Origin of the sequence: Spirilliplanes yamanashiensis, from assembly GCF_016863475.1 — a bacterium.
GTDB classification, from domain to species: domain Bacteria; phylum Actinomycetota; class Actinomycetes; order Mycobacteriales; family Micromonosporaceae; genus Spirilliplanes; species Spirilliplanes yamanashiensis.
The window spans coordinates 19,629-43,332 of record NZ_BOOY01000034.1 but is presented as its reverse complement, the minus strand read 5'-3'; the positions used below and the strand labels follow the sequence as shown (position 1 = coordinate 43,332).

Here is a 23,704-nt window from a genome sequence, read left to right as displayed (position 1 = left end):
GCTCGTCGGTGGGGCATCCGCTGCGTGATGAGGCAGAATCGGTGCGGTGCCCGACCGACCGTACGTCCTGCTCAGCTGCGGCATGTCCATCGACGGTTACCTCGACGACGCCGCCGACGAGCGGCTGCTGCTGTCGAACGAGGCGGACTTCGACCGGGTCGACGCCGAGCGCGCCGGCTGCGACGCGATCCTCGTCGGCGCCGAGACCGTGCGGCAGGACAACCCGCGGCTGCTGGTGCGCTCGCCGCGGCGCCGGCACGCCCGCGCCGCGCGGGGCCTGCCGCCGAACCCGGCGAAGGTCACGGTGACGGGCGAGGCCGCCCTGGACCCGGCCGCCCGGTTCTTCACCGAGGGCGACGCGGCCCGGCTGGTCTACTGCGCCGACCCGGCCGCGGACAAGGCCGCCGACCGGCTCGGGCACCTGGCCACGGTGGTGGCCGCCGGTGACCCGGTCGACCTGGCGTTCGTGCTGGCCGACCTGCACGGCCGTCGGGTGCGGCGGCTGATGGTCGAGGGCGGGCAGTCGATGCTCACCCAGTTCCTCACCGCCGGTCTCGTGGACGAGCTGCACCTGGTGATCGCTCCCGTCTTCGTGGGGGACTCGCGGGCGCCCCGGTTCGTGGGTGACGGCGCGTTCCCGTGGTGTGCGGGCCGCCGGGCGACGCTGGCCGGGGTCCGTCAGATCGGCGACGTGGTGCTGCTGCGCTACGCCCTGTCGGATCGGTTCATCCCGGCGGAGACGCCCGCGTAGGCGAGCACCGGCGGCCGCAGGTGCTCCACCAGCGCGGTCGCGGGCCGGGCCACCGGGGCGGGGCGGCGGCGGGCGACGGCGCGGGCCGCCAGCACGGCCGCGCCCGGCAGGCTGGCGACCAGCGCGAGCAGCCCGTACACGACGGCGACGGTGAGTCCCAGGCCGGCGCCGAGGCCGGCGGCGGCGAACGCCCACGCGGTGACGCCCTCCCGCGGCCCCCAGCCGCCGACGTTCAGCGGGATGGCCATCGCCAGCAGCGCCAGCAGGGCGAGCGGCGCGAGCCGGGTGACGCCGGCGGTGGAGCCGGCGGCGCGGGCGGCGACGACGAACGTGGCGACGTGCCCGGCGAGCACGACCAGCGAGGCGAGCAGCACGCCCGGGCCGGTGCGCGGCCCGAGCAGGGCGCGCCGCACGTCGCCGGTGGCGGTGTCCCAGGCCCGGCCCCAGCGGGTGGCCCGCCCGGCGCGCCGGGCGCGGTGCCGCAGCCCGAGCAGCAGGGCGACGCCCGCGGCGGCGCCGGCGGCCACCGGGCCGAGCGGCGCCTGCGGCAGCACCGACAGCGGGTCGGTGAGCAGGACCGCGCCGGCGACCGCGACGAGGGCCAGCTGCCCGGCGGCGCGTTCCAGCACGACGGCGCGCACCCCGCGGCCCACGTCGCCGGTCTCCCGGCCGTTGCCGACGGCCCGGCCGACGTCGCCGAGCACCCCGCCCGGCAGCGCGGCGTTGAGGAACAGCGCCTGGTAGTAGTCGGCGACCGCCTTGCCGAGCGGCAGCCGGATGCCCAGCGCCCGCCCGACGAGCTGCCAGCGCCAGGCGCTGGCGACGGTGGTCAGCGCGCCGATCCCGGCCGCCGCCAGCACCGTGCCGCCGTCGATGACCCGGAAACCGTCGAGGAACGGCGTGGTGCCCAGCCGCCACAGCAGCACGACCACGATCGCCGCCCCGCCGGCCAGGCGCGCCCAGCGCCAGAACTCCCGCATGCACTGCCCCTCTCCCCGACACACCCGATGAGCAGTACGCCGCAGCGGGACGGAGAGTTCATTTCACGTCCGGGCCAGCAGGTCGACGTGCTGCACCTCGGCGGTGAACCCGGCGGCGAGCCGCCGCTGCAGGTACGCCGGCCCGGGCAGGTCGGGGCGCTCCTCGACGGCGGCGCCGACCCACCCGGCCAGCCACTCGGCGGCCAGCGCGGCGCGGTCCGGCCCGAGCCGCCACGGCGTGGCCCGCAGCTCGACCGCGGCGCCCTGCTTCTCGAACGCGGCCGCGGCGGCCGCGGGCGCGTCGGGCCCGAGCAGGCCGCCGCGCCGCTGGTGGGCGTTGAAGGCGTCGGCGAACGCGGCGTCCAGCTCGTCGGCCGGGTCGAACGTGACCCGCCCGGCGACGGACAGCGTGAGCAGCGCCGGCGTCCCGGCGCACGCCTCGGCGAGCCGGGTGACCTGCGGCTCGGTGAGCAGGTCGAGCAGCGCGGACGTGGTGACCAGCGACGCCCCGGCCAGGTCTGCGGCGGTCAGGCCGGCCAGGTCGCCGGGCGCGGCCGTGGCGGTGACGCCGGGCGGCATGGCGGCGACGGCGTGCGCCAGCAGCACCGGGTCGCGGTCGTGCAGCACCCAGTGCTGGTCGCCCGGCAGCCGCGGCGCGAGCCAGCGCGCCATCGACCCGGTGCCGCAGCCCAGGTCGTGGATCTCCAGCGGGCCCGCGGGCAGGTCGAGCAGGTCGACCAGGTCGGCGGCGCGGGCGTCGGCGTCGGCGGGCTCGCGCAGGGCCAGCCACTCGGGACTGAAGCTCATCGGGTCTCCTGGAGGATGTCGGTGATGCGCCGGGCGGTGGTGTCCCAGCCGGTCAGCGTCGCGCGCCGGCCCGCCGCGGCGGCGCGCAGGTCGCGCCGCAGGTCCGGCTCGGTGAGCCAGCGGCGCAGGGCCGCGGTCAGCGCCGCCGGGTCGCCGGGCGGCACGAGCAGGCCCGGTCGCGCGCCGCGCGGGTCCATGCCCAGGGCCTCGGGTACGCCGTCGGCGGCGCTCGCCACCACGGGCACGGCCCGGGCCAGCGCCTCGGTGACGACCATCCCGTACGTCTCGGCGCGGCTGGGCAGCACGAGCAGGTCGGCGGCGGCGTACTCGGCGGCCAGCTCCGCCCCGGTGCGCGGCCCGGCGAAGACGACCCGGCCGGTGGGGTCGCGCAGCTCCCGCGCCCACGGCGACGCCGCCGCGCCGACGCACCGGCACTCCCAGTCCAGCCCGCCGAGCCGGCCGAGCGCGTCGAGCAGCACGTCGTGACCCTTGCGCGGGGTGACCGCGGCGACGCAGAGCAGCCGCGTCCCGCCGGGCGACGGCTGCGCCGCCGGCGCCGGGTCCACCCCCGGCTCGGCCACCGCCACGCCGGTGAGCCCGTGCAGCTGCGCCAGCCGCCGGGCCGCCGCGGCGCTGGTGGCGACCACCCCGGCCGCGGCGCGCAGGGTCTCGGCCTCCCGGGCCGTCAGCAGCGCGGCGTCCGCCGGGCTCAGGCCGGTCTCGTCGCCCAGCGGCAGGTGCACGAGCACCACCGGGCGCAGCCGCTTCGCCTCCGGCGCCACCACGTCCGGGGCGGCGCAGGCGGCCAGCCCGTCGAGCAGCACCAGCCCGCCGTCGGGCACCTCGGCCAGGGCGGCGGCCAGGGCGGTGCGCGTCCCCGTGTCCGGGAACGGCCAGGAACCCGCGACGGCGTGCTCGCGCACCACCCACCCGGCGCCGGTCAGGCGCCGGCAGACCTCCCGGTCGTAGCGGTTGCCGCCGCTGGGCGCCGCCGGGTCGTCGACGTCGCCCGGCAGGACGACGTGCAGGTCGGTCACAGATCGCGCTCGTAGCCGGCCCAGGCGATGTGCGACTCGTGCAGCGTCACGGCGATGCCCGTCAGTCCGCGCGCGCCCGGGCCCAGGTCGCCCGCGTGCACCGCGTCGGCCAGCCGGTCGGCGATGTGCTTCGCCAGCCACTCCGTGGAGGTGTTCACGCCGGCGAACTCCGGCACGTCGTCGAGGTTGCGGTAGCTCAGCGCCCCGACGACCGCCTTGAGCCGCTCGGACGCCAGGCCGATGTCGACGACGATGTTGTCGTCGTCCAGCTCGCGGCGGCGGAACGTCGCGTCCACGACGAAGGTGGCGCCGTGCAGCTGCTGCGCCGGACCGAAGACCTCCCCGCGGAAGCTGTGGGCGATCATCATGTGGTCGCGGACGGTGACGCTGAACACGCTCACTCCTCGGGGTAGACAACCAGGTGGCACAGGGCGGCCAGCTCGCCGCTCGCGAGCCGGGGCAGCACCGACGGTAACTCCTCGAAGGCGCAGCGGCCCGTGACCAGCGCATCGAACCGGTCGTCGGCGAGCAGGTCCAGCGCCACGCCGAGCCGCTCGGCGTACGAGCGGCGGCCGCGCTGGGCGGGGGAGACCGTGCCGACCTGGCTGCTGCGCACGGTGAGCCGGCGCGAGTGGAAGTTCTCGCCCAGCGGCAGCTCGACCCGGCGGTCGCCGTACCAGCTCAGCTCCACCACCGTGCCCTCGGCGGCCAGCAGCTCCAGCGAGCGGGTGAGCCCGGCGGCGGTGGCGCTGGCGTGGATCACCACGTCGCAGCCGTCCGCGGCGTCCTCCGGCGCGGCGAACCCGACGCCCAGCGCCGCCGCCGTGGCGGCCCGGGCCGGGTCCACGTCGACCAGCTGCACCCGCGCCCCCGGCAGCCCGGCCAGCACGCCCGCGACCGCGCAGCCCACCATGCCGCCGCCGACCACGGCGATCCGGTCGCCGACCAGGGGCGCCGCGTCCCACACCGCGTTCACCGCGGTCTCCACCGTGCCCGCCAGCACCGCCCGGTCGGCGGGGACGGCGTCCGGCACCACCGTCACCGCGTCCGCCGGCACCACGTACCGGGTCTGGTGCGGGTACAGGCAGAACACCGTGCGCCCGGCCAGCTCCGGCGGGCCCTGCTCGACCACGCCGACGTTCAGGTAGCCGTACTTCACCGGCGCCGGGAAGTCGCCCTCCTGGAACGGCGCCCGCATGACCGCTTGCTGGCTGGCCGGCACCCCGCCGCCGAACACCAGCGTCTCGGTGCCCCGGCTGACCCCGGTGCGCAGCGTGCGCACCAGCACCTCGCCGTCGCCCGGCGGCGCGACCTCGGCGGGCCGCAGCTCGCCGCGCCCCGGCGCCGCCAGCCAGAACGCCTGCTCACCCACCGTCATCGACACCCCTCTGAACCGCCGACGCCGGTCGCGCGTACTGACACCGGTAGGCGCGTTTCGGCACCCCCGCCGATCGTGTCACACGGTTACGGAGGACTGGTGACGACAAGCACGCATCCCGTCGCGACGGTGACCGCCGACGCGCCCGCCGTCGGCCTGGTCGCCCAGTTCGCCCTGCTGGCGACGCTCGGCGCGACGGTGGGCCTCGGCCCGGCCGGCTGGGTCACGGGCGGCGTGTTCGGCGTCGGGCTGTGGCTGCTGCTGCTCGCCGGGCTGCGCACCTCGGGGCTGCGCGCGTTCGGCCCGGCGAACCAGGTCACCCTCGCCCGCGCCACCCTCGTCGGCGGCGTGGCGGCGCTCATCGCCGACTCGTTCACCCGCGGGGTGCCGGTCGCCGTGCTCATCGTGCTGGCATCGGTGGCGCTGCTGCTCGACGGCGTCGACGGCAAGGTCGCCCGGCGCACCGGCACCTGCTCGCCGTTCGGCGCCCGCTTCGACATGGAGGTCGACGCGTTTCTCATCCTGGCGCTGAGCGCCTACGTCGCCGCCGACTTCGGCGCCTGGGTGCTGGCCATCGGCGCGATGCGCTACCTGTTCGTCGCCGCGTCCTGGGCCTGGCCGTGGCTGGACGCCGCCCTGCCGCCGAAGTTCGCCCGCAAGGTCGTCGCGGCGGTGCAGGGCGTCGCGCTGGTGGTGGCCGGCTCCGGCCTGCTGCCCTGGGCGGCGGGGCTGCTCGTGGTGGTCGCGGCGCTGGGCGCGCTGTGCTGGTCGTTCGGCACGGACTCCGCCTGGCTGTGGCGCTCGGCCCACCGCACCCCCGTCCCGGCCTGACCCGCGCCGCTACGCTCGGCGGCGTGTGGGAGCCGGTGACGACCGGCCGGTCCGGCGCCGCCGTGTCGCGCCGCCCCGGCGTGTACCGCAAGCAGTCGGCCGACCCGCGGATCGACCTGGTCGGCGAGGGTGAGCGGCTGACCTGGCTGCGCCGGCACGGCATCCCGGCCCCCGAGGTGCTCGACTGCCGCCCCGGCCTGCTGGTCACCGCCGAGGTCCCCGGACGCTCCGCGGCCGAACCGTGGCCGGCGGACCTGCGGCCCCGCGTGGTCGACGCGCTGGCCGGCCTGGCCCGGGCACTGCACGCGCTGCCGGCGGCGGACTGCCCCTTCAACCGCACGCTCGCGGTGACGATCCCCGCGGCGCTGGCGGCCGATCCCGGCCCCGGCGAGCGCGAGGTGCTCGCCGCGCGGCCCGGGCCGGAGGACACGGTGGTCTGTCACGGGGATCTGTGCGTGCCCAACGTGCTGCTCGACCCGGACACGTGCCGGGTCACCGGCGTGGTCGACGCCGGACGCCTCGGGGTGGCCGACCGCTGGGCCGACCTGGCGGTAGCCACCCGGTCGCTGACCAGCCCGATGAACCCGCAGTACGGCCCGTGGGCGGCCGCCCGGTTCCTGGACCGGTACGGCGTCGAGCCGGACCCGGTGCGGACGCGGTTCTACCGGCTGCTCGACCGGCTGTGACGAGGGCGGGCGGTCAGTCGCGGGTGAGGCGGAACCCGGTGACCGCCGCGGTGGCGTCCACGTAGTACCGGTCGGTGGCGTCCGCCCAGTTCTTCGGGGTGAAGGTGCTGCCGGGGCGCACGTCGCGGACGTCCGTGGCGCCGAGGGTGGCGCGTCCGGCGCCCGCCTGGAACCGGGCGCGCACCGGCGTCCCGGCCGGCGCCGCCACGACGACCTGGCCCGCCGGGGCGGTGAGGCGCAGGTCGACGGTGCCGGTGGGCGGGCCCAGCGTCAGCGTGATCCGGGTCGACTCGCCGGTCACGGTGAGGCCGGCGAGGCCGCCCGCGCGCAGGTCCAGCACGTGGTCGGTGGCGGGGGCGGTCAGCCGCAGGCGCCAGCGCACCGCGGAGTGCAGGCGCACCTCCACCGCTCCGGCGCCCGGCCGCCCGGCCGGGTCCGCGCCGACGGTGACGGTGCCGGACCGCTCGTCGGCCGTGGGGGTCGCGCCGGTGGCCGTGATCTCGTACAGGCGGTCGCCGAGGTCGGCGGTGCGCACCGTGGTCCGGGTGGTGGCAGCGGTGAGGTCGAGGCCGAGGTCGCGGTCGGCGCCGAGCGGCGCGCTGATCGTGCGGCCGGTGGCCGGGGCCTCGCGTACGCCGGGTCGTTCCGCGGCGGCGGGCCGGGCGCGCTCCTGCAGGGGGCGCACCAGCGCCCCGCCCGCGGCGGCGACGGCCAGCGCCAGCACGATGGCCAGGATGGCGTGCCGCCGCCCGTCCGGCCCCGTCCCGGCATCGGCCACGCCGTCGACAGTGGACACCGCGGGCGCCGCCGGGGGTGCGAACCACGGTGACGGCTTCTCCGCGGTCTCCTTCACGTCCGGCACCGCGGCCTCCCTTCCGCCTCACCCGGACACGACGGTGGCGCGGTCCCGCCCCCGGGCCGCGCCACCGTCCTGCCTCCCGTCCGCGCCGGTCAGTCCCGGGCGGCCTTGGCCTCGTCCTTGGCCGCCTTCTTCGCGGCCTTGTCGGCGGCCTTGTCGGCAGCCTTGGCGGCCTTCGCCTCGGCCTTCGCGGCCTTCTTCGCGGCCTTGCTCGTCTCGGCGGCGTCGCCGGCGCTCTTGGCGTTGGCCAGGTTGACGCAGGCCTCCAGCAGCGCGAACTGCGCGTCCTCGATGGCGGCCGCGTCCTCCTCGGCGGCGGCGTCCTCCTCGGCGGCGGCGTCCTCTTCCTCGGCGGCGGCGTCCTCCTCGGCGGCGGCGTCCTCCTCAGCGGCGGCGTCCTCCTCAGCGGCCGCGTCTTCCTCAGCGGCGGCGTCCTCTTCGGCCGCGGCGTCGTCCTCGGCCATGGCCGACCGCATCTTGGTCGTCACGCCCTTGACCGCCGCCTTGCGCGCCGACGCGTCGTCCTGGCCCGCGGCCTCGGCCTCCTCGGCGGCCTCCTGCTGGGCGGCGCCGAGGTTGGTGGCGAACACGTCGCAGGACGCCTCCAGCGCCTGCGCCGCCTGCTCCGCCGCCTCGAGCGCGCCCATCTCGTCCTCGGGCTGCAGCTCCTCGCCGTCGCAGATCACGTTGCCGGCCTCGATCTGCAGCTCCTCGCAGTCGGCGACGTCGAACTGCTGACCGTCCACGTCGATGATGTCCGCCGCGGTCGTGCTCTCGCCGGCGGCGGCGAACTGCACGCCGGTCAGCCCGCCCACCGCGAGCACCCCGGCGATGACCGCCGCGCCGATCGCCTTCCGGTTCGCTCCGGTGCCTCGTCGCAGTCTCATCGTCTGACTCCTCGTCATCGTGCCGGTCGCTGCCTGCGTACCGGCCAATACGGGACGGCGGCACACAGCGGTTCACCGCCACGGGCGACTTAAGACGCGCTTGAGGATTCGTGCCGCTTGGGCGCGCGCCCGGCCGGGTACAGCGACGGCATGACGTATCGGGTCGAGTACGGCGGCGGCGACGTCGAGATCCCTGCGCTGGACGCGGCCATCGAGAGCGCGAAGCAGGCGATCGCGGCGGACGCCGGGCCGGTGTCGGAGTGGGTGGTCGAGCACGACGAGGCCATCAACGACTGGTTCGTGCAGGGCCTGGTGAACGGCCGCCCGGTGGGCACGACGGCGGTGGTGTCGGGCCCGGAGCCGACGGTGCCGGTGGACCTGACGCCGACCAGCCCCGCCGCGCCGGAGGGCTGGCTGCAGTCGGTGGCGTTCGACGGCGGCACCCCGGCCGAGGTGTTCGGCAAGGCGACGGCGTGGCTGGCGGCAGCGCACCCGGGCGCGGTGGAGGTCAGTGACGTGGGCTGGCAGGCGGGGCCGCAGGGGTTGCAGCTGCGGCTGCACTACCGGGGGAGCGGGGGCGCAGGCCCCTGGTGAGCGCCGCCGTGACCAGCAGCGACGCCACCGCCATGAGGGCGATCGCGACGGGCACGGACACGAGCTGGGCGACCGCGCCGGCGATCGTGGCCCCGACGGCCTGCATGGTCATCATGCCGGTGGAGTGCAGGCCGAGCGCCTGCCCGCGCACGTCGGCGGGGGTCACCGCGAGCAGGCGTTCCTGCAGCAGCAGCCCGGCGCCGAAGCCGGCGGACGCGACGGCCACCAGCACGGCGGCGAGCGGGGCGGCGGGCGCGACCGCGAACAGCAGGTACGGGGCGGCCAGCAGCACCCGCAGCGGCGTGACGAACCGGCCGCGCAGCCGCGGCGGCAGCACCCGCCCGGTGAGCACGTCGCCGCCGAGCATGCCGAGGGCGCCCGCGATGAACAGCAGCCCGGCGGCGCCGGGGGCGTACGGCACGAACAGCGCCTCGCACCCCACGACGAGTCCGTTGGGCACCCACATCGCCAGGTAGAGGGTGCGCCGCCCGGGTGCCGACCACAGCCGGCGGTTGACCCGCCACGTCGCGGCGACCGACGGCCGGCCGGCGGCGCGCGCCGGCCGCCGGGTCAGGCCGAACCGGGCGATCGCGGCGGCGCCGAGGCCGAGGACGCCGCCGATCACGAGCGCGGTGCGCGGCGACACGACCGCGATGAGCACGCCGCCCGCCGCGAACCCGGCGATCTGCATGGCACCGACGGAGACGTTGAACGCCGACCGGCCGAGCAGGTACCCGCCGGGCGGCAGGATCTCGCCGAGCAGGCCCCAGCGCACGCCGCCGCCGAGCGAGCCGGCCACGCCGAGGGCGAGGATCACCGCGAACGTGCCCCACAGCGGCATCCCGGGCAGGGCCAGCACCAGGTGGCCGGTCCCGTACGCGGCGGCGACGAGGGTGACGGCGGTGCGCGGCGGCAGCCGGTCCGCGGCGGACAGCAGCAGCAGCGCGCCGAGCACCTGGCCGAACGACGGCCCGAACATGCTCAGCGCGGCCAGCAGCGGGGAGCCGGTGCGCGCGTACACGAGGGTGCCGAGCGCCAGGCCGCTCAGCGTGCCGGCCGCGGTCTGGGCGGCCGACGCGGCGAACAGCGGCGTGAACTCGGGGGTGCGGAACAGCTCGCGGTACGTGCGCATGGTCCGCAGTCTCGGCGGGCGCTGCGGCGCGCCGGTACAGTTTCGCGCGGAGGCGAAACATGGGGGTCTGGCTGGTCGGCGCCGACGTGCTGGCGCGCAGCCGGTTCCGCACGTCCGCCCTGGCCGAGACGGTGGCCGCGCTGCTGGTGCTGCTCGGGGCGCCCGCCCGGCCCGGCCGGCAGGACGTCGCGCGGCACCGGCCGGCGCTGCGCGAGCGGCTGGCCGCCGACCCGGTGACGGCGGCGTTCGCCCGGGCGGCCGTCACGCCGGGCTGGCTCGCCGACGTGCTGTGCGTGCCGCCGGCCGACGACGACCTCGACATCGGCGACGAGCTGGCGCGGGTGCGGCGCACCCCGGCCGACGCGGTGCTGGCCGGGCTCGCCCCCGGCCGCTCCCGGCCCGCGGAGCTGGCCGTGCCGGACCTCGGCGACCGGGTCGCGGACCTGCTCGGCTGGGTGTGGGAGCTGGCCGTCGCGCCGGACTGGCCGCGCCTGGCGCGCGCGTTCGAGGCCGACATCGTCGCCCGCACCCGGCGGCTCACCACCGGCGGCTGGGCGGCCGCGCTGGGCGACCTGCGCCACGGCACCCGGTGGCTGGGCGACGGCCGGTTGCAGATCAACGCCCACGACCACCCGCCGCGCGACCTGGCCGGGGCACAGCTGCTGTTCATCCCGGCCGTCACCGCGAACGGCTGGGCCGGCTGGGCGCCGCCGCACCGCTACTCGCTGGTCTACCCCTGCGGGGGCCTGCTCGCCGCCGGCCCCGCCGCCGCGCCCGGCACGCTGAGCCGGTTGCTCGGCCCCGGCCGGGCGGCGGTCCTCGCCGCGCTCGGCACGCCGATGAGCACCACCCAGCTCGTCGCCGTCACCGGCCACGGCCTCGGTTCGGTGGGCAACCACCTGAAGGTGCTGCTCGACGCGGGCCTGGTGCGCCGGCGGCGGGCGGGCCGCTCGGTGCTGTACTACCGCACCGGCACCGCCGAGCGCCTGCTGCGGGCGCAGCGCTGAGGCGTCCACAGTCGCCGCCCCGGCCCCGGGCGCGCGGGCATGATCGGCGATACTGGCCGTTCACCGACGGAAGGACGGCGGCGTGGAGGCCCTGCGGCTGGTGCTGCGGTACGCGCACCTGATCGGATTCGCTCTGCTGCTCGGCGGCGCGATCGTGCAGTACCTGACGGCGAAGCTGCGGATCAACCCCGCGATGCTGTGGGGCGCGGTGATCCAGGTCGTCACCGGCCTGGCCCTGGCGGCCCCGCTGCGCGGCGGCGGCGACGCCGAGCCGAGCCCGGTGAAGCTGGGCGTGAAGATGCTGCTCGCCGTCATGATCTTCGTGATGGTGTTCTTCTCTCGCAAGCGGGCCGACGTCAACCGCGGCCACTTCCTGGCCGTGATCGGGCTGACGCTGGTCAACGCGGCGGTCGCCACGTTCTGGCGCTGACGGACGGTGGGCCCCCGCCGCAGCGGGGGCCCACCGGTTCATCGGCGTGCGGTCAGCCGCGGCGCCACTTCTGGTTGGCGCCGCCGACGCAGGTCCACAGGTGCAGTGGTGCGCCGTTGGCCGGGTTCCAGGCGGCGATGTCGACACACTTGCCGGACATCGGGTTGACCAGGTCACCGGCCCCGTTCAGGGTGAACTGCTGCGCGGCGGTGCCGTTGCAGGTGTAGATCTGGATGGCGGTGCCGTCCGCGGTGGCGGCGTCGGCGACGTCCATGCACTTGTTGTTCTCGGTGCGCAGGGTGCCGTCGACGAACTGCCACTTCTGGTTGGTGCCGTCGGTGCAGTCCCAGACCTGGAGCCGCTGCCGGTCGTTGAACTGCCAGTTCGACACGTCGATGCACTTGTTGTTCCAGTTGCTGACGACCCGGCTGGTGGCTGCCGGCGGCGGGTTGGTGGGCGGCGGCGGGTTGCCGCCGACGAACGGCGAGATGATGACGGCCGCGGAGCGTGGGTCGCCGTGGTGCACCAGCGACTCGAAGCCGCCGACGTCGTCGTACGCGAAGCCGTACGCCTTACCGTCCGCCATGTTGTTGTGGATGATGCGCGAGTAGTGGTTCGGCGTGCTGTTGCGGTAGAACTGGCTCGCGTCGAGCACCGGCTCCTGCGTCGAGGTGCCCAGCGTGCCGCGGTTCAGGGCCGTGCACAGCGTGCGCTTGATCTCCGGCTCGATGAACGGCGCGACGTTCGGCGCGTTGAAGACGCCGTCGCAGCCCCACACGTTCGCGGTGCTCGGCTTCGGCACGGACGCGACCTGCGCGCCACCGGCGTCGGTGAACACCATGTTGTTGCCGACGGTGCGGCCGAAGAAGCGGCGGTTGGGCTCGTTGACCCGCGGCACGACGGTGAGGGTGCGGCCGGTGTACGCGTTCCACGCCGAGGTGATGTAGCCGTCGAGGTAGTTGGCGTTCATCAGGCCGGCGTCCATCGCCTTGCCGGGCGCGAGCACCCGCAGCACGGTGCCGTCGGACCGGGTGTAGATCGATCGGGCGAACTCGGGCGTGCTGCGGATCTGGTTGATGATGTTCTCGCGGCCGTTGGCGACCGGGTCGCCGGTGCGGATGGTGCGCCCGTCCGAGCCGGTCACGCTGACCGCGTGCGGCATGGCGAGCATGTCCACCTGGGAGCTGTTCAGCCACAGGCCCGCGTCGTTGTAGGTGAACTCGGACCAGTCGAACAGGATGTCGCGGTTCGGGTCGGCGCCGGCCCACGGGGCGGGCTGGACGAGCCCGTCCGGGGTGAGCCGGAAGTCGAGCTTGCGCCCGAGCGAGAAGTACATGCGGGCGGAGATGTGCCGCGGGAAGTGGACGGTGACGCTGCCGCCGTTGCCCGGGCCGGGGATCGAGACGTCCGGGGCGGGTGAGGGCGGGTTCGAGCCGGCGGGCCAGTTGAAGAACTGGCCGGCGGCGTTGACGTAGCCGAGCCGCCCGCCCGGGCGGATGTCCTGGCCGAGGATGTACAGGTAGACGGCCTCACCGCGGCCCGAGTTGTTGGTGACCGTGACCGGCAGCCGGTCGGGTCCGATGGCGGCGGCGGGGGCGGGGTTGACGGCGATCGTCACGGGGACGGCCACGAGGAACGCCGCGATGGTGCCCAGGGCGGCTCTGAGCCGTCTCCGCACCGTGCGTCTGTTGCCCAACGGAAACTCCTTGAGGCTGGGGAGCGGACGCCCCGACGGGGGGCGCATGTGGGTGACCGCCACCCGCATCAGCGCTGGTGGCGTGCGTGGAGAGCGCTCTCAAAGCCTGATGGTGATCGATGTCTCATGTCAATGGAATGATGAAAATTCTATTACCGGAACTTTGCGGTTGATGAACACCGGTCCACACACGGCACCGAGCCGCACCGGGGTGACCGGTGCGGCTCGGCAGTGCCGGGGGCGGTGCGGGATCAGCGCCAGACGGAGGACGACCAGTCGTCGCTCGACCAGGTGCGCGCCGACCACGTGCGCGCCGACCAGGTGCGCGCCGACCACGTGCGGGCCGACCAGTCCGGGTCCGACCAGGACGTCGCGCCGGTCCACGGCTTGCTGTTCGACCAGGCCGAGGCCGCCCACGTCTTCGAGGCGAACGAGGTGCCCGTCCAGCCGTCGCCGGCCACCCGGTAACCCATCCAGTTGCCGCCGGTCCAGGAGTCCGTCGCGCCGGCCTTCGCCGCCCACGTCGCCGTGGACAGCGGGCCCCACACGGCCCGCTCGCCGGACAGCGGCACGTCGTCGAACAGCACCCGGCTGTCGCCGCGGGCGGCGTCCAGCGTGCCCGAGCCGTTCGACCGGCTCCACGCCTGCGGCAGGACCGTCGTGCCGCTGCGCCCCAGCGCCGCGTTCACGTTGATCTCCTTGAGGCCCATCGTGGCCGCGATGCCGTTCGGCACGTACACCGCGCTCTTGATCAGCCAGTCCTTGACCTGGTCCGGCGTCGCCGACGGCTTCGACTGCAGGATCATCGCCACCGCCGCCGACGTGACCGCCGCGGCCTGCGACGTGCCGGTGCCGCGGAACAGCGTCTCGCCGGACCGGGCCGTCGAGTACGTGGTGTCGATGTAGGAACCCGGGTCGCGCAGCGACAGGATGGACACGCCGGGGGCGAGCACGTTGACCTGCTTGCCGCCCGTCGGCAGGTTGGTGAACGTGGTCAGGTGGTCGTCGGCCACCGTCGTGGTGCCCTTGGTGGCGACCGCGCCGACGCTGAGGACCCACTCGTTCATCGCCGGGTTGGCCAGGCTGCCGTAGGAGTTGCCGTCGTTGCCGGCCGCCGCGACCACCACGATGCCGGAGCGCCACGCCTTCTCGACCGCGAAGCCGAGCGAGTCGTTCCAGTTCGAGGGGGTGCCGCCGGAGCCGTACGACAGGTTGATGACCTTGATGGGGTTCGCCGCGTCGTCGTTCTTGTGCTCGACGACCCAGTCCACGGCGGCGATCACCTGCGACACGTCGACGGTGCCGTTGGACGTGCCGACCTTGATCGAGGTCAGCTTCACGTCCGGGGCGAGGCCCTTGGTGCCGGTCGCCGTGTCGTTGGCGACGATGATGCCGGCCATGTGCGTGCCGTGGCCGTACGCGTCGAGGTAGCGCAGGTTGTCGGCCTGCGACTCGAAGGACAGGTCCGGCCCGTTCACGATCCTGGTGGCGGGCAGCCCCGGCACCGGCGCGACGCCGGTGTCGATGAGCGCCACGCCGACGCCCTTGCCGGTCAGGGTCGCGGCCGTCCCGGAGCTCGCCCCGATCAGGGTGCGCACCTGGGCCAGCGTGGTGGCCGGGTCGGCCCCCGTCGAGCCCAGCCAGCCGGTCCAGTGGCCCGCTGCGGGCGCGGCGGTGGCCGCGCTTCCCGGCGCCACGATCAAGCCGGCGGCGAGCACCGCCGCCAGTCCTGCGCGCTTCCGTGCGTTCGTCATCGACTGCTCCGTCATTCGCCGACGCGGGCGGTGCGTTCCGCCCGATCCGAGCGGACAGCATCGACCGGCCCGGCCGGGACGGAAGCGAAACGGCGGCCGAAGAATGCGACACGGGTCTCGCCGGCCCCGGCGACCGCGAACGCTCAGGTCCGCCCGGCCGCTGCCGATGGCGGGGGAATCGCCGCCGGCCGGCGTGGTCTAGGCGGGGTCGTCCCGGTCGTCGGGGCGGGCGGCGGCGCGGTCGAGGAACGCGGCCACGAGCTGGTCGCGCTGCGCGCGGGTGACCGGCCCGCGGAACCGGTCGCCGTCGATCTCGACCTCGACGTCGCGCGGCTGGCGCTTCAGCCACGACAGGATCGTGTCGATCACGGCCGGCAGCACCTCAGGGGCGGCGGCCACCAGCATGGCGCCGATGGCGAGCGCCTCGGCCGCCTTGACGCCCTCGGGCACCGGCCCCTCGGTCACGAAGCGGACGTCGTCGGCGTCGGTCTCCAGCAGCTCGGCGCGCAGCAGGCGCGCGAGGTCGGCGACGCCGTCGGGCTCCAGTTCGGCGCTCGACACGGTCACCGGGAACAGCATCGGGTCAATCTAGCGCGCGGCGGCCGGCGGGTCGGTACCGGTCCGGCCGCCGCGACGGGTCGGTGGGCGCTACAGCCTGTACGAGCGTAGGTTGCGCAGCTGCAGGTACGTGTCGCGCAGCTGGGCGCTGTCCGACAGCGAGCGGTAGATGCCCCACTTGGGCCGGATGCTCTCGCCCAGCCACAGGTCGATGCCGCTGCGGCTCGCGTCGGTCAGCACGGCGCCGTTCTTCGTCACCCGGAACCGGCCGGAGCCGTTGTCGCCGATGCGGAACGTCATGTCGACGCTGATCCACGAGCCCCAGACGGACGACAGCGGGACCCGGCCGATCTCGCCGCCGGAGGTGAACGGGCGCAGTGTCATGTACTCGTTGGAGCCGCTGCGGCGCAGGCCGATGGTGGCGACCGGATCGGTGCCGGTGCCGGGCTTCTTGAGCTGGAAGATGTGCGTGAAGCTGGTGGTGCCGCGCAGGGTGGCCGGGATGAACATGTCGTAGGTGATCTGCCAGGTCTCCCCGCTGTACCAGTTGAGGACCGACCCGTTGGCCCGCATGCCGCGCACCTCCTGGCGCTGCCGGTCGCCGCCGTCGCGGTCGCGGGTGTGCATGGTGAAGCGGTACGTGTCGCCGGAGACGTAGATGTGGGTGGCGGCGGTGTGCGAGCCGGCGCGGTCGTCCTCGACACCCTCGAAGGCGTTGAGGCCGTCCCGGCCGGGCACCGGGCTCCAGCGCAGCACGGCCGCGCGGGTGGTGGGGGCTTCGGCGGCGGCGGCGAGGTCGCGGGCGAGGAAGGGGGCGCCGACGGCGGCGGCGATGGCGCCGAGGGCGGCCCGGCGGGTGGTGCGGTCGGACACGGGGAGCTCCTTGGGGGAGGAGGGGGAGTGAGGTGCGGCGCCCCCGCCGAAGGGGGTTGGGCGGGGGCGCCGCGGTCCGTCAGCGGCCGGGTGCGCCGGCGACGTAGATGTCGCCGTCGGCCACGTCGGCCGGCCGGGCGCTGCTGGCGCCGGAGATGACGATGCGCGCGGGGTCGCGGTAGCCCTCGATCACCTCGATGCGCTGCACGGCCCGGGGGATCGGGATGGTGGACTCGGGCTGCCACAGGGTGCCCGCGTACAGCTTGACGGTGCTGACGGCGGTGACCGCCGGGTCGTTGGTGGTGGCGTAGACCCGCCAGGTGAACGGGTCGACCTTCTCCATGTCGCGGACCCGCACCCCGGACGCGACCTTGCGGGTCTGCCAGCCGAACGGGGTGTGGATGGCCGTGTACGTGTGCACGACGGCCTGCGCGTCGAGCTGCATCCACACGACGAACGGGGTGAGCCCGCCGAGGGTGGAGCCGACGAGCTGGATGTAGTCGGGGGAGCGGGGGTTGGGCATCTGCAGCGGGGTGTCGACGACCTTCAGGTGCTTCTCCTGGTCGTCGTCGTCGATCTTGACGCCCAGGTCGGCGCCCTTCGCCGAGCTGAAGCGCAGGGTCTTCGGGTCGAAGTAGGTGTGGTAGATGTTGCGGTGGTACCGGTCGTGCAGGTGGCTCTCGGGCCCGCCGCCGGCCAGCGTGTAGACGATCGCGACCCGCTCGGGCCGGCCCAGGGAGGCCGGCTCGTAGCGCATCTGGCCGATGTAGACCTCGTTCATGTTGTCGGTGCGCGTCTGCGGGGCGATGTTCCACCGCTCGCCGGTGAGCTTCTCCGACGACGCCCACGTCTTGCCGTTGTCCAGCGACCGCACGTACTTCATCGGGCGGAAGTCGGTCGGGTACTTCTTGTCGAGGTCGCCCGCGGTCTCGCGGACGAACACGAAGATGGCGCCCGCCTTGGTCTTGAACACCATCGGGTAGGTGGCGCCGAGCCCCTCGGGGATCTGGGTGTCGGTCCAGGTGCCCTCGATGGAGTGCGGCTTGGCGGAGCGGGCGAACCACAGCTCGCGGTTGTGCATGCCGCGGAAGACGAGCAGGTGCCCGTCGTTCGCCTGGATCAGGGTCGGGTAGTTGTGCGTGTCGTTGCCGCCGTCGGCGACCTTGACGGGCGCCGACCAGGTCTTGGTGACGTGGTCGTAGGCCTGGACGTAGTTGTCCTCGTACTTGCCGGCCCAGGAGATGAAGGTCTTCTTCGCGGCCGGGTCGTGGACGCCGCCGTTGGTCGGGCGGCGGTCGCTACGGGCGGCCACGTTGGTGGCGACGGTGGTGTATGCGGTCGGCGCCGCGTAGGGGCCGAGCGCGGACGCCGTCACGGGCGCCGCCGAGGCCGGCGCCTGGAGTGCGGCGACGGCGGCGAGGGCCAGGACGGAGCCCGCGGCGGCGTACCGCAGGAGCTGAGGCATCGATCCTCCTGAACGAGTGGATGTGGTCCGTGATTCTGCATCGATGTCATCGTTTTGGAAAGGTTTCACATATGTGAACGCTGCACGCCGTCCACGCGGCGCGGGACGCCGAGCGGGTTGGCCTCCTGGAGCACCTCCGGCAGGAAGGCGTCGGGCACGTCCTGGAAGGTCACCGGCCGCAGCCAGCGCCGGATGCCGGTGGCCCCGACGGAGGTGTGCAGCGCGTTGGTCGTGGCGGGCCAGGGGCCGCCGTGCTGCTGTGCCCAGCTCACCGCGACGCCCGTCGGCCAGCCGCCGAAGACGACCCGGCCCGCCCGCGCCGCGGCCCGGTCCAGCAGGTCCCGGACGAGGTCCGCCTCCGTGGCCGGGTCGGCGTGCACCGTCGCGGTCAGCGCCCCGGGCAGCACGTCGAGGGCGGCCGCCAGCTCGCCGGGAGAGCCGTACTCGACGACCAGCGCCGCCGGGCCGAAGCACTCCTCCAGCAGCTCGTTCGGGCGGCCGGCCAGGTCGTCGGCCGAGACGGCCAGCAGCATGGGCGCGACCCGGAAGCCGGGCTCGGTCACCGGCCGCGGCGCCACGATGGCGCGCACGCCGTCCACGGCCGACAGCGCGGCGGCCACGTCGTCGTAGCCCTGCCGGATGCGGGCGTTGAGCAGCGGGCCGAGGGCGGCCCGGCCCACCGCGCCGGCCAGCTCGTCGTCCAGGCCGTGCCCCTTGGGCAGGAACAGCAGGCCGGGCTTGGTGCAGAACTGCCCGGAGCCGAGCGTGAACGAGCCGACGAACCCGCTGACCACCGCCGGGCCGAGCGCCGCCAGCGCGCCGGGGGTGACGACCGCCGGGTTCAGCGAGCCCAGCTCGCCGTAGAACGGGATCGGGTCGGGCCGGGCGTTGGCCAGGTCGAACAGGGCCCGCCCGCCGCCGAGCGAGCCGGTGAACCCGGCCGCCCGGATCGCCGGGTGCTGCACCAGGCGGCGTCCCGCGGCGGTGCCGTGCAGGACCGCGAACGCGCCCTCCGGCAGCCCCGCCGACGCCACCACCTCGGCGGTGCGCCGCGACAGCCCGGGGTGCCCGGAGTGCGCCTTGACGACGACCGGGCAGCCGGCGGCCAGGGCGCTGGCGGTGTCGCCGCCGGCCACCGAGAACGCGAACGGGAAGTTGCTGGCCGAGAACACCGCCACCGGCCCGATCGGCACCAGCATCCGGCGCAGGTCGGGGCGCGGCGCGGGCTGCGCCGCCGGGTCGGCGTGGTCGACGACCGCCTCGTGGAACGCGCCGTCGCGCACCACGGCCGCGAACAGCTCCAGCTGCACGCGGGTGCGGGTCAGCTCGGTGCCGAGCCGGGCCTCGCCCAGGCCGGTCTCGCTGTCGGCGAGCCTGACCAGCTCGCCCCGGGCGTCCTCCAGCGCGGCGGCGACGGACTCCAGCAGCCTGGCCCGCTCCTCGGGCGGCAGGGCCGCCAGGCCGGGCGCGGCGGCCGCGGCGGCGGCGCCGGCGGCGTCGACCTCCGCGTCGGTCGCGTGCGGCACCGGCGGGCCGGCCGGCTCTCCGGTGTACGGGCTCCTGCCCTGGTCGTGACTCATGCGAGGGTCTCCTTCGGTTCCGCCGCCCAGCGGGCGGCGAGCTGTCCGCCGAGCTGCCGGAGCAGCTGCGGCGCGGTGCGGATGGCGGTCTCGATGTCCGGCGCGAGGTCGGTGAGGGCGTACGCGGCGTCGATGCCGGCCGCGCGCAGCTGCGCGGCGGTCAGCTCGACCCGGCCGGCGACGGCGACGACGGGCAGGCCGTGCGCGCGGGCCCGGGCGGCCACCCCGACGGGCGCCTTGCCGCGCAGGCTCTGGGCGTCGAGCGAACCCTCGCCGACGACCACCAGGGCACCGCCGGCCACCTCTGCGGCCAGCTCGGCGAGCGCGTCGTCCAGCTCCAGCACGTCGAGCACGACGTCGATGCCGGGACGGCGGACGGCGCCCAGCGCGGCGAGGGCGGCGAACCCGGCCCCGCCCGCGGCCCCGGCGCCCGGCGCGGCGGCGACGTCGCGGCCGGCCGCCGCGCCGAGCAGCGTCGCCCAGCGGGCCAGGCCCTCGTCGAGCGCGGCGACGTCGGCGGGGCCGGCGCCCTTCTGCGGCCCGTAGACGGCGGCCGCGCCGGACGGGCCGAGCAACGGGTTGTCGACGTCGGCGGCGAGCACCACGTCGACCCGGCGCAGCCGCGGGTCCAGCTCGGACAGGTCGACGGCGGCCAGGTCGCGCAGCGCGCCGCCGCCGGGGCCGAGCGGCCCGCCGGTGGCCGGGGCCAGCCGCGCGCCGAGGGCCTGGAGCAGCCCGGCGCCGCCGTCGACGGTCGCGCTGCCGCCGACGGCGAGGATCACCTCGCGGGTGCCGGCGTCCAGGGCGGCGCGGACCAGCTCGCCGGCGCCGTAGGTGGTGGCGGTCAGCGGCGCCGGCCGGCCGCCGGGCAGCCGTTGCAGGCCCGCGGCCTCGGCCAGCTCGACCACGGCGGTGTAGCCGCGCACGGCGATGGAGGCCTGCACGGGCTCGCCGGTCGGCCCGCACACCGCCCGGCGGATGCGCCCGTAGCCCGCGGCGACGACGGCGTCGACCGTGCCCTCGCCGCCGTCGGCCACCGGCAGCTCCACCGTGGCCGACCCGGCATCGCGCAGCCCGGCCCCCAGTGCCGCGGTGGCCTCCGCCGCGGTGAGCGATCCCTTGAACGTGTCCAGCGCGATCACGCAGTGCAGCGTCATGCCGTGCCTCCCCGTGGGCGGGACCCGGTCGCTTGACCGCTCCTCGGCCCCGTCGTTATCTTCGGTACAGGTTCCAAGCTTGTGTGTGCAGTCCACATACGTGTACAGAATCTCGATCATTGTCAATCGGCGCAAGGGGAAGCAGTGGACGGACCGCAGCGGATCGCCTTCATCGGGCTGGGCATCATGGGCGCGCCGATGGCCGCCAACCTGCTCAAGGCCGGTTATCAGGTCGCCGTGTACAACCGCAGCCCCGGCGCCGCCGAGCGGCTGGCCGCCCTCGGCGCCCGCCCGGCGACCGGGGTGGCCGACGCCGTCCGCGGCGCCGACGTCGTCATCACCGTGCTGCCCGACACCCCCGACGTGGAGGCGGTCTTCGAGGAGATCCTCGCCGCGGGAGCGCCGGGCCTGCTGCACGCCGACATGAGCACGATCGACCCGGGCGCGTCCCGGGCCATGGCGGCCCGCGCCGCCGAGGACGGCCTGCGCGCCCTGGACGCCCCCGTGTCCGGCGGCGAGCAGGGCGCGATCGAGGGCGCCCTGTCGATCATGGTCGGCGGGGAGGCGGCCGACGTCGCGTACGCCCGGCCGGTGCTGGAGGCGATGGGCAGCACGGTGGTGCACGTCGGCCCGAGCGGCTCCGGCCAGACCGTCAAGGCGGCCAACCAGCTGCTCGTCGCCGGCATCATCGAGCTGGTCGCCGAGGCGATCGTGCTGGTCGAGGCCAGCGGCGTCGACCCGGAGCCCGCGGTGCGGGTGCTCGCCGGGGGGCTGGCGGGCAACCGCATCCTCGACCGCAAGGCCGCCGGCATGCTGGCCCGCGACTTCACCCCCGGGTTCCGCGTCGACCTGCACCACAAGGACCTCGGCATCGTGCTCGCCGCGGCCCGCGCCGCCGGCGTCACGATCCCGCTCGGGGCGCTGGCCGCCCAGCTGATGGGCGCCCTGCGCGCCCAGGGCCACGGCGGGTCCGACCACACCGCGCTGCTGGGCCAGGTCGACCGGCTGTCCGGCCGGGGGAGGGGGACGTCGTGAGCCTGCGCCGCCGCCTCGCCGCGGGCGACCCGCTGTACGGCACGTTCCTCGGCCTGGGCGCCGCCCTGGCCGCCGAGGCGTGCGCGGTGGCCGGCTTCGACTGGCTGCTGGTCGACCTGGAGCACGGCGGCGGCGGCGAGGCGAGCCTGCTCAGCCAGCTGAGCGTCGCCGAGGCGCACGGGGTGCCCGTGCTGGTGCGGGTCGAGTCGACCGAGCGCATCCGGGCCGGCCGCGCGCTCGACCTCGGCGTCGCCGGCGTCATGTTCCCCCGCGTCGAGTCCGCCGCGCAGGCCGCCGAGGCCATCCGGCACCTGCGCTACCCGCCGGCCGGCGACCGCGGCGTCGCCACCTACAACCGGGCGTACGCCTTCGGCCTGCACCCCGAGGGCCTGGAGACCGCGAACGAGCGGGTCATCGGCATCGTGCAGATCGAGAGCCGCGGCGCGCTGGAGGTGGTGCCGGAGATCGCCGCGGTCGACGGCGTCGACGTGCTGTTCGTCGGCCCGCGCGACCTCTCGCACGACCTGGGCGTGCCGGGGCAGATCGACAGCCCCGAGTTCCAGGACGCGCTGGGCCGCATCCTCAAGGCCGCCGACGCCGCCGGCGTGTGCACCGGCATCCTGGCGCCGCACGCCGAGCAGGGCCGCCGGTACGCCGCGATGGGCTTCCGCTTCGTCGGCATCAGCTCCGACGCCACCCTGCTCGTCAACGCGGCCCGGCGGACGGTCACCGACCTGCGGCCCGCCTGAGTGCCCGCCTCACGAGTCGCCGGGCGCCCGGCCGGTCCGCGCCCGCACCACGGGCGAGGCCGGTCCGTAGGTGACGGCGCGCACCCGGAACGACGCCCGCCGCTCGGTGGCCAGCGTCATCAGCCCGACGGCGTTCACGTCGGGGTCGACGGCCATCGCGACCGTCCAGGCGGCGGCGCCGGCGGGCAGCACCTCCAGCAGCTGGCCGTCCTCACCGGCGGCGTTGTCGGACCAGGTGAACCGGACCGCGTCGCGGGTCATGACGGTGGCGGCGAGGCCCGTCGGCGCGCCGCCCGGCCGCGGGGCGCCGGTGTTGCGGGCGGGCTCGGTGCGCGGGTCGGCCCAGCCGAGGTCGGTGTCGGCGGCGGGCTCGTCGGCGCCGGCGGGCGGCAGCCGCACGTCCACGACGGGCGACGCCTCGCCGCGCAGCGGCCGCACCCGGTAGTGGAACGTCGTCTCCGGCATCAGGTCGGGGTGGTCGTAGGCGCGGGCGTCGGCGGGCAGGAAGGCGAGGATCGTCCACGGCCCGGCGGCGTCGGTGGCGAACTCGACGATCTGGCCGGCGGCGCCCGGCTCGGCGGCGGGCCAGCGCAGCGTGACGTCGACCGGCGAGGTGAGCGTGGCGGTCAGCCCGTCCGCGGCGGCGGGCGGCGGGGCGCCGCACGCCGTCAGGAGCGCCAGCAGCGCGGCGGCGGGAACGGTGGTGCGCACGGGTCGGTCCTCCTCCGGTCGGGGGCGCGGCCGCCGTGGGGTACGGCCGCGCCGTGCGGGCTACCTGCGCCAGAACTGCACGCCGCTCCAGACGACCGTCGCCGGTCCCTGGCCGCTGGAGGTGCGGTAGGCGCCGAACTTGTCGTAGTAGCCGCCGGACCCGCCGGTCTGCGAGTGGCGGTTGGAGCCGTTGATGTAGGTGCGGTGCGCGCCGTTGCCGGTGTTGTGCACCGTGTTGACCCGCACGGTCGTGCCGACGGTCGCGCCGGTGGCGAGGGTGTCGCCGCCGTGCACCGCGTAGAGCCGGCCGCCACGCTCGACGGCCAGCATGAAGAACGGCCCGTCGGGGCCGAACGTCTGCTTCAGGCTGATCCGGGTGCCGGGCATGCTGGTGATCCGGAAGTAGCCCTCGAACTGGCGCACGCCGCTGCTGTAGGTGGCGTAGCGGCGCTCGGCGCGCTGGTCGCCGCTCGCGGTGGAGCAGGTGAGCACGAACGTGAGGCCGTTGACGGAGCCGCAGCCGCGCTCCTGGACGTTGAAGGACGGGGAGTAGGACGTCCACGGTCCGGCCTCGACCACGGCGGCCGCGGGGGCGGCCGTGGTGAGCACCAGCGCGGCGACGACCGCGCCGATCAGGGCGACGGGTCTCTTCATGGGGGAACCTCCTGGGGGCTGGCCAGCCGTCCACATATATGGACAACTGTTAACGGGGTGTTCCGTGTTCATTGCATAGGATGATGGCGCTAG

General features: G+C 75.6%; 25 protein-coding genes. 8 read left to right on the top strand and 17 right to left on the bottom strand.

Annotation, left to right across the window (positions count from 1 at the left end; all coding sequences use genetic code 11):
- Positions 1-46 precede the first annotated feature (46 nt).
- Positions 47-751 (top strand): RibD family protein, encoded by a 705-nt coding sequence (locus tag Sya03_RS24405; protein WP_203940737.1) that lies wholly within the window; start codon positions 47-49, stop codon positions 749-751.
- On the opposite strand, the gene Sya03_RS24400 is transcribed toward Sya03_RS24405, so the two are convergent.
- The 5 genes from Sya03_RS24400 to Sya03_RS24380 form a co-directional block, all read right to left on the bottom strand.
- Complete coding sequence (locus Sya03_RS24400; protein WP_203940736.1) at positions 706-1,731, bottom strand: lysylphosphatidylglycerol synthase transmembrane domain-containing protein; 1,026 nt, start codon at positions 1,729-1,731, stop codon at positions 706-708. The genes Sya03_RS24405 and Sya03_RS24400 overlap by 46 nt on opposite strands.
- A gap of 63 nt (positions 1,732-1,794) precedes the next feature.
- Positions 1,795-2,538 carry a methyltransferase domain-containing protein gene (locus Sya03_RS24395; protein ID WP_203940735.1) on the bottom strand — a complete coding sequence of 248 codons (744 nt, stop codon included), beginning with the start codon at positions 2,536-2,538 and terminating at the stop codon, positions 1,795-1,797.
- The gene (locus Sya03_RS24390; protein ID WP_203940734.1) at positions 2,535-3,575 is read right to left on the bottom strand and encodes a glycosyltransferase family 4 protein; all 1,041 of its coding nucleotides are present in this window, start codon (positions 3,573-3,575) and stop codon (positions 2,535-2,537) included. Before Sya03_RS24390 ends, Sya03_RS24395 begins: the two co-directional genes overlap by 4 nt.
- On the bottom strand, positions 3,572-3,970 hold the full coding sequence (locus Sya03_RS24385; protein WP_203940733.1) for a 6-pyruvoyl trahydropterin synthase family protein: 399 nt from the start codon (positions 3,968-3,970) through the stop codon (positions 3,572-3,574). The genes Sya03_RS24390 and Sya03_RS24385 overlap by 4 nt, the downstream gene beginning before the upstream one ends.
- A 2-nt stretch (positions 3,971-3,972) precedes the next feature.
- The gene (locus tag Sya03_RS24380; RefSeq protein WP_203940732.1) at positions 3,973-4,953 is read right to left on the bottom strand and encodes a zinc-dependent alcohol dehydrogenase; all 981 of its coding nucleotides are present in this window, start codon (positions 4,951-4,953) and stop codon (positions 3,973-3,975) included.
- 99 nt (positions 4,954-5,052) lie between these two features.
- Between Sya03_RS24380 and Sya03_RS24375 the strand changes: the two genes are divergently transcribed.
- Both Sya03_RS24375 and Sya03_RS24370 read left to right on the top strand, forming a co-directional pair.
- Positions 5,053-5,784, top strand: a complete 732-nt coding sequence (locus tag Sya03_RS24375) for a CDP-alcohol phosphatidyltransferase family protein (protein WP_239107806.1) — start codon at positions 5,053-5,055, stop codon at positions 5,782-5,784.
- Positions 5,781-6,470: an aminoglycoside 3'-phosphotransferase gene (locus Sya03_RS24370; RefSeq protein WP_370872180.1), complete on the top strand. Its 690-nt coding sequence runs from the start codon at positions 5,781-5,783 to the stop codon at positions 6,468-6,470. The genes Sya03_RS24375 and Sya03_RS24370 overlap by 4 nt, the downstream gene beginning before the upstream one ends.
- Before the next feature lie 13 nt (positions 6,471-6,483).
- Here Sya03_RS24370 and Sya03_RS24365 read toward each other — a convergent pair whose 3' ends face one another.
- Both Sya03_RS24365 and Sya03_RS24360 read right to left on the bottom strand, forming a co-directional pair.
- A complete protein-coding gene (locus Sya03_RS24365; RefSeq protein WP_203940730.1) occupies positions 6,484-7,332 on the bottom strand; it encodes a hypothetical protein in 849 nt (282 codons plus the stop codon).
- An 89-nt stretch (positions 7,333-7,421) separates the two neighbouring features.
- Entirely contained in the window at positions 7,422-8,216 is a 795-nt protein-coding gene (locus tag Sya03_RS24360; RefSeq protein ID WP_203940729.1) for a hypothetical protein, read from the bottom strand.
- Between the two features lie 150 nt (positions 8,217-8,366).
- Here Sya03_RS24360 and Sya03_RS24355 point away from each other — a divergent pair, with 150 nt between their 5' ends.
- A complete protein-coding gene (locus Sya03_RS24355; protein ID WP_203940728.1) occupies positions 8,367-8,810 on the top strand; it encodes a hypothetical protein in 444 nt (147 codons plus the stop codon).
- Here Sya03_RS24355 and Sya03_RS24350 read toward each other — a convergent pair.
- Entirely contained in the window at positions 8,725-9,942 is a 1,218-nt protein-coding gene (locus Sya03_RS24350; RefSeq protein ID WP_203940727.1) for an MFS transporter, read from the bottom strand. The two genes, Sya03_RS24355 and Sya03_RS24350, sit on opposite strands and share 86 nt — an antisense overlap.
- Before the next feature lie 59 nt (positions 9,943-10,001).
- Between Sya03_RS24350 and Sya03_RS24345 the strand changes: the two genes are divergently transcribed.
- Entirely contained in the window at positions 10,002-10,949 is a 948-nt protein-coding gene (locus tag Sya03_RS24345) for an ArsR/SmtB family transcription factor (protein WP_203940726.1), read from the top strand.
- Positions 10,950-11,031: 82 nt separating this feature from the next.
- Entirely contained in the window at positions 11,032-11,379 is a 348-nt protein-coding gene (locus Sya03_RS24340) for a hypothetical protein (RefSeq protein WP_203940725.1), read from the top strand.
- A gap of 52 nt (positions 11,380-11,431) precedes the next feature.
- On the opposite strand, the gene Sya03_RS24335 is transcribed toward Sya03_RS24340, so the two are convergent.
- The 7 genes from Sya03_RS24335 to Sya03_RS24305 all read right to left on the bottom strand — a co-directional run bounded on the left by Sya03_RS24335 (position 11,432) and on the right by Sya03_RS24305 (position 20,462).
- Positions 11,432-13,075 carry a beta-1,3-glucanase family protein gene (locus tag Sya03_RS24335; protein ID WP_239107805.1) on the bottom strand — a complete coding sequence of 548 codons (1,644 nt, stop codon included), beginning with the start codon at positions 13,073-13,075 and terminating at the stop codon, positions 11,432-11,434.
- A 251-nt stretch (positions 13,076-13,326) separates the two neighbouring features.
- Complete coding sequence (locus Sya03_RS24330; protein ID WP_203940723.1) at positions 13,327-14,829, bottom strand: S8 family serine peptidase; 1,503 nt, start codon at positions 14,827-14,829, stop codon at positions 13,327-13,329.
- A 198-nt stretch (positions 14,830-15,027) separates the two neighbouring features.
- Entirely contained in the window at positions 15,028-15,408 is a 381-nt protein-coding gene (locus tag Sya03_RS24325; RefSeq protein WP_203940722.1) for a hypothetical protein, read from the bottom strand.
- A gap of 69 nt (positions 15,409-15,477) precedes the next feature.
- Positions 15,478-16,260, bottom strand: coding sequence for a hypothetical protein (locus Sya03_RS24320; RefSeq protein WP_203940721.1), 783 nt, complete (start codon positions 16,258-16,260; stop codon positions 15,478-15,480).
- 79 nt (positions 16,261-16,339) lie between these two features.
- Entirely contained in the window at positions 16,340-17,725 is a 1,386-nt protein-coding gene (locus Sya03_RS24315) for a BNR-4 repeat-containing protein (RefSeq protein WP_203940720.1), read from the bottom strand.
- Positions 17,726-17,790: 65 nt separating this feature from the next.
- Positions 17,791-19,305 carry an aldehyde dehydrogenase (NADP(+)) gene (locus Sya03_RS24310; RefSeq protein ID WP_203940719.1) on the bottom strand — a complete coding sequence of 505 codons (1,515 nt, stop codon included), beginning with the start codon at positions 19,303-19,305 and terminating at the stop codon, positions 17,791-17,793.
- On the bottom strand, positions 19,302-20,462 hold the full coding sequence (locus Sya03_RS24305; RefSeq protein ID WP_239107804.1) for a glycerate kinase family protein: 1,161 nt from the start codon (positions 20,460-20,462) through the stop codon (positions 19,302-19,304). Before Sya03_RS24305 ends, Sya03_RS24310 begins: the two co-directional genes overlap by 4 nt.
- A 144-nt stretch (positions 20,463-20,606) precedes the next feature.
- Between Sya03_RS24305 and Sya03_RS24300 the strand changes: the two genes are divergently transcribed.
- Both Sya03_RS24300 and Sya03_RS24295 read left to right on the top strand, forming a co-directional pair.
- Complete coding sequence (locus Sya03_RS24300) at positions 20,607-21,497, top strand: NAD(P)-dependent oxidoreductase (protein ID WP_239107803.1); 891 nt, start codon at positions 20,607-20,609, stop codon at positions 21,495-21,497.
- The gene (locus Sya03_RS24295) at positions 21,494-22,246 is read left to right on the top strand and encodes an HpcH/HpaI aldolase family protein (RefSeq protein ID WP_203940718.1); all 753 of its coding nucleotides are present in this window, start codon (positions 21,494-21,496) and stop codon (positions 22,244-22,246) included. Before Sya03_RS24300 ends, Sya03_RS24295 begins: the two co-directional genes overlap by 4 nt.
- 9 nt (positions 22,247-22,255) lie before the next feature.
- On the opposite strand, the gene Sya03_RS31665 is transcribed toward Sya03_RS24295, so the two are convergent.
- Both Sya03_RS31665 and Sya03_RS24285 read right to left on the bottom strand, forming a co-directional pair.
- On the bottom strand, positions 22,256-22,957 hold the full coding sequence (locus Sya03_RS31665) for a fibronectin type III domain-containing protein (protein WP_203940717.1): 702 nt from the start codon (positions 22,955-22,957) through the stop codon (positions 22,256-22,258).
- A gap of 60 nt (positions 22,958-23,017) precedes the next feature.
- Positions 23,018-23,611, bottom strand: a complete 594-nt coding sequence (locus Sya03_RS24285; RefSeq protein ID WP_203940716.1) for a hypothetical protein — start codon at positions 23,609-23,611, stop codon at positions 23,018-23,020.
- Positions 23,612-23,704: the final 93 nt, after the last annotated feature.

What these genes read in the sequence shown, in the direction of transcription:
- Sya03_RS24400 (WP_203940736.1), bottom strand. Translation starts at nt 1,731, where the DNA reads ATGCGGGAGTTCTGGCGCTGGGCGCGCCTGGCCGGCGGGGCGGCGATC.
- Sya03_RS24395 (WP_203940735.1), bottom strand. Translation starts at nt 2,538, where the DNA reads ATGAGCTTCAGTCCCGAGTGGCTGGCCCTGCGCGAGCCCGCCGACGCC.
- Sya03_RS24380 (WP_203940732.1), bottom strand. Translation starts at nt 4,953, where the DNA reads ATGACGGTGGGTGAGCAGGCGTTCTGGCTGGCGGCGCCGGGGCGCGGC.
- Sya03_RS24360 (WP_203940729.1), bottom strand. Translation starts at nt 8,216, where the DNA reads ATGAGACTGCGACGAGGCACCGGAGCGAACCGGAAGGCGATCGGCGCG.
- Sya03_RS24355 (WP_203940728.1), top strand. Translation starts at nt 8,367, where the DNA reads ATGACGTATCGGGTCGAGTACGGCGGCGGCGACGTCGAGATCCCTGCG.
- Sya03_RS24350 (WP_203940727.1), bottom strand. Translation starts at nt 9,942, where the DNA reads ATGCGCACGTACCGCGAGCTGTTCCGCACCCCCGAGTTCACGCCGCTG.
- Sya03_RS24345 (WP_203940726.1), top strand. Translation starts at nt 10,002, where the DNA reads ATGGGGGTCTGGCTGGTCGGCGCCGACGTGCTGGCGCGCAGCCGGTTC.
- Sya03_RS24330 (WP_203940723.1), bottom strand. Translation starts at nt 14,829, where the DNA reads ATGACGAACGCACGGAAGCGCGCAGGACTGGCGGCGGTGCTCGCCGCC.
- Sya03_RS24325 (WP_203940722.1), bottom strand. Translation starts at nt 15,408, where the DNA reads ATGCTGTTCCCGGTGACCGTGTCGAGCGCCGAACTGGAGCCCGACGGC.
- Sya03_RS24315 (WP_203940720.1), bottom strand. Translation starts at nt 17,725, where the DNA reads ATGCCTCAGCTCCTGCGGTACGCCGCCGCGGGCTCCGTCCTGGCCCTC.
- Sya03_RS24310 (WP_203940719.1), bottom strand. Translation starts at nt 19,305, where the DNA reads ATGAGTCACGACCAGGGCAGGAGCCCGTACACCGGAGAGCCGGCCGGC.
- Sya03_RS24305 (WP_239107804.1), bottom strand. Translation starts at nt 20,462, where the DNA reads ATGACGCTGCACTGCGTGATCGCGCTGGACACGTTCAAGGGATCGCTC.
- Sya03_RS24285 (WP_203940716.1), bottom strand. Translation starts at nt 23,611, where the DNA reads ATGAAGAGACCCGTCGCCCTGATCGGCGCGGTCGTCGCCGCGCTGGTG.